Source organism: Actinomadura sp. BRA 177 (genome assembly GCF_013372625.1).
GTDB lineage: Bacteria > Actinomycetota > Actinomycetes > Streptosporangiales > Streptosporangiaceae > Spirillospora.
Genome location: NZ_JABXFD010000194.1, coordinates 1 through 3,292 on the forward strand (window position 1 = coordinate 1; position 3,292 = coordinate 3,292).

3 protein-coding genes and 1 pseudogene are annotated in these 3,292 nt (G+C 73.2%); 3 read left to right on the forward strand and 1 reads right to left on the reverse strand.

Translation table 11 applies throughout. From position 1 onward, the window contains the following. Positions 1 to 152: 152 nt before the first annotated feature. Positions 153 to 1,220 (forward strand): annotated as a pseudogene (locus HUX53_RS06755) (metallopeptidase TldD-related protein); the annotation flags it as partial. A gap of 66 nt (positions 1,221 to 1,286) precedes the next feature. Here the strand turns inward: HUX53_RS06755 and HUX53_RS06760 are convergent. Then, positions 1,287 to 1,499 (reverse strand): dodecin, encoded by a 213-nt coding sequence (locus HUX53_RS06760; protein WP_176402301.1) that lies wholly within the window; start codon positions 1,497 to 1,499, stop codon positions 1,287 to 1,289. Positions 1,500 to 1,572: 73 nt separating this feature from the next. Here HUX53_RS06760 and HUX53_RS06765 point away from each other — a divergent pair, with 73 nt between their 5' ends. After that, on the forward strand, positions 1,573 to 1,935 hold the full coding sequence (locus HUX53_RS06765) for a DUF3099 domain-containing protein (RefSeq protein WP_309237087.1): 363 nt from the start codon (positions 1,573 to 1,575) through the stop codon (positions 1,933 to 1,935). A gap of 442 nt (positions 1,936 to 2,377) precedes the next feature. Beyond that, positions 2,378 to 3,292 (forward strand): protein kinase (locus HUX53_RS06770; protein ID WP_176402303.1); only part of this gene is annotated, 915 nt, incomplete at its 3' end.

Sequence of the window (3,292 nt, forward strand, 5' to 3'; positions counted from 1 at the left end):
ATGGTGTTAGTTTGCGATGGTGCGGTATGTTCGATATGAACTGGAGGTCGATCGTGCTCTGCGGCTAGCTCAGCGTGATTGACGCTCCCGAGCGTGGGCCGCGTCGAACGTAGACCGGAGGAGCGGGCCGGCCGGCCGGCGCGGAGGGCCCGGCCGGCGCCGGCGGGTGGGACGACGACCCCGCCGAGACCGGCATCGGCGTGTTCGAGGGGTTCGCGCCCGCGCTCGGCGAGGCGTTCGCCGCCGCGCAGGCCGGCGACCGCCGCCTGTACGGGTTCGCCAACCACGTCCTGACCTCCACGTTCCTCGGGACGTCGGCGGGGCTGCGGCTGCGGCACGACCAGCCGACCGGGCTGCTGGAGCTGAACGCCAAGGGCGCGGGCGGCTCGGCGTGGGCGGGCGTCGGCACCCGCGACTTCACCGACGTGGACGTCGCCGCCCTCACCGGCGACCTCGCCCGGCGGCTCGACTGGGGCGAGCGGCGCGTCGACCTGCCCGCCGGGCGCTACGAGACGATCCTGCCGCCGTCCGCCGTCGCCGACCTGATGATCTACCTGTACTGGTCGGCGGGCGCGCAGGACGCCCACGACGGCCGGACGGTGTTCAGCGCCCCCGGCGGCGGCACCCGCGTCGGGGAGCGGCTCGCGCCCCTGCCCGTCACGCTGTCCAGCGACCCGGCCGCCGCCGGCATGGAATGCGCCCCGTTCGTCGTCGCGCACGCCTCCGGCCGCGAGTCGTCGGTGTTCGACAACGGCCTCCCGCTCACCGCCACCGACTGGATCCGGGATGGGGAGCTCACCTCCCTCACCCAGACCCGCCACTCGGCGGACCGCACCGGCCTGCCCGCCACCCCGCCCGTCGACAACCTGGCCCTGGTCGGCCCCGACGGCGGCGCCACGCTGGAGGAGATGGTCGCCCGCACCGAGCGCGGGCTGCTGCTGACCTGCCTGTGGTACATCCGCGAGGTCGACCCGCAGAGCCTGCTCCTGACCGGCCTCACCCGCGACGGCGTCTACCTGGTCGAGGACGGCGAGGTCGTCGGCGCGGTGAACAACTTCCGCTTCAACGAGAGCCCCGTCGACCTGCTGTCACGGCTGGCCGAGGTGGGCGAGACCGGCCCGACGCTGCCGCGCGAATGGTCCGACTACTTCACCCGGGCGGCCATGCCGCCCGTCCGGGTCCCGGATTTCAACATGTCCACCGTCTCCCAGGCGTCCTGACGTCGTGCGGGGCCCGCCCCGGCCGGGGCGGGCCCCGCACGCACGCGGGGTCAGTCGTCCACGGGGTCAGGTGTCCTCCAGGCGGAAGCCGACCTTCATCGTCACCTGGAAGTGGGCGACCTCGCCGTCCTCGATCTGGCCGCGGACCTCGCCCACCTCGAACCAGTCCAGGTGGCGGAGGGTCTCCGAGGCGCGCCTGAGGCCGTTGCGGATCGCGGTCTCGACGGACTCCGGGGAGGTCCCCACGATCTCCGTCACCCGGTACGTGCGATCGGTCATCTCGTTCCTCCCGATGCGAGGTTTTGCCCCGTCTGCTGTCGCAGGTCCGACTCCATGGGCTTACCGTGGAAAGGTGAAGGTCAATCCCCGCCACCACCGGGAGCCGGAGATCTACACGGTCACCGACGCTCCCCGGCCCATGTCGGAGGACATCGGCTACCGGCAGCGCCGGTACCTGATCTCCATGGGAGTGCGCACCCTGTGCTTCGTCGGCGCGGTCGTCGCCGCGGTCGCGGGCGCGCCGTGGTGGCTGGCGGTGCTCATGGTGGCCGGCGCCGCGCTGCTCCCCTACATCGCGGTGATCTTCGCGAACGGGGGGCGCGAGCCGACGGCCTCGGCCGCTTTCGACGCCCGGGCGAAGCCCGAGCACCCCGGATCGGACCTGGAGTCGGGACAGAAGCCCGATTCCGGACAGCGACCGGAAATCGGGTCGTGACATTCTCTTGACTAACCGCGGGGGGTTTCGGTGTACGATTTGTACCGGCGCTCTGGTCCCCCGTCGGAGCGCCCGTGCCGGTGTTCCGGGCCCCCGTCGGAACACCGATGATGCGGCGCCGGGTGGATTGCCCCCGTATCCACCCGGCGCCGCTTTTCAATGTCCGGGGTCTCTCCTGGGACTTCTCCGGTTCGCGGCCTGCGCGAAGCCGACCCGCCCTTGACCGTCCGTCCCGGTGGACGCACATCCGCGCGAGAACGGCAAGATGCCGCGCTGGCCTGCTCCGGCCACGAGCCGAAACCCGGTCGATCCGAACTTTTCGCCCGCGGATCCGTGCGCGGGCGTCCGTCGACGCCGTCCGCCCGTGGACCGATCCGTTCCGCTGCGCGCTGCGTACTGCTGAGCGGCGACAACACCGTCCCCGCGCCCGAGGGGAGGTCCCGTGGACCCAGGATTCCGGCTGGACGGCCGCTACCGCATGGAACGCCGCGTCGGACGGCGCGGCCCCGCCCAGGTGTGGCGCGCGCACGACGAGTTGCTCGCCCGCCGCGTCGCGGTGGCGCTCGTGGGCGTCCGGCGGTCGCAGCGCGCGCTGCGGCGCCGGCTGCGGGACTCCGCCCGCGCCGCCGCCGCGCTCGCCCACCCCAACATCGTGACCACCTACGACTACGGCGAGGCCGAAGGGTCCGGCGGGGACTCCCTCACCTATGTCGTGACCGAGTACCTGGCCGGCGAGTCCCTGGCGGCGCGGCTGGAACGCGGCCTGCCGTGCGCGCAGGAGGCCGCCGCCGTGTGCGCGCAGGTCGCCGACGCACTGGCGGCCGTCCACACCTGCGGAGTCGTCCACGGCGATCTGAGGCCCGCGCAGGTGTTCCTCACGGAGGACGGGGTGAAGCTCCTCGGGCTCGGCGTCACCGGAGACGTGCGGGACGAGGAGGCCGGGCAGGGCGATGATGTGCTGGCATTCGGCGTCATCCTGGCCGCATGCCTGCCGGACGCTCCGCCGGCGGACGGGCTGCCCGCGGAGCTGGCCGGGCTCGCGGGGCGCTGCCGCGCGAGCCAGCCGGGCGAGCGTCCATCGGCCGCCGAGGTCGCTCGCGTGCTGGCCGCGCAGGGCCACGTACGGGCCCGCGGCACAGGAGGGCCAAGGGGCGACGTCACAAGCACCCCCGCCGGCGCCATGACCCCAAGGGGGCAGGTCACCTCCGACCACGCCCTGGGGCCCGGCGAGCAGTCCATCCGAAGGTCCAAGACGGACCAGCAGGCCAAGCCCATGTTCCACCGCACCCGCGACGCGATCGAAGCCCCCCTGACCGTCGTGTTCACCGCTCTCGCCCTCGCGCGCCACCTCCAGAAC

What these genes read in the sequence shown, in the direction of transcription:
- HUX53_RS06760 (WP_176402301.1), bottom strand. Translation starts at nt 1,499, where the DNA reads ATGACCGATCGCACGTACCGGGTGACGGAGATCGTGGGGACCTCCCCG.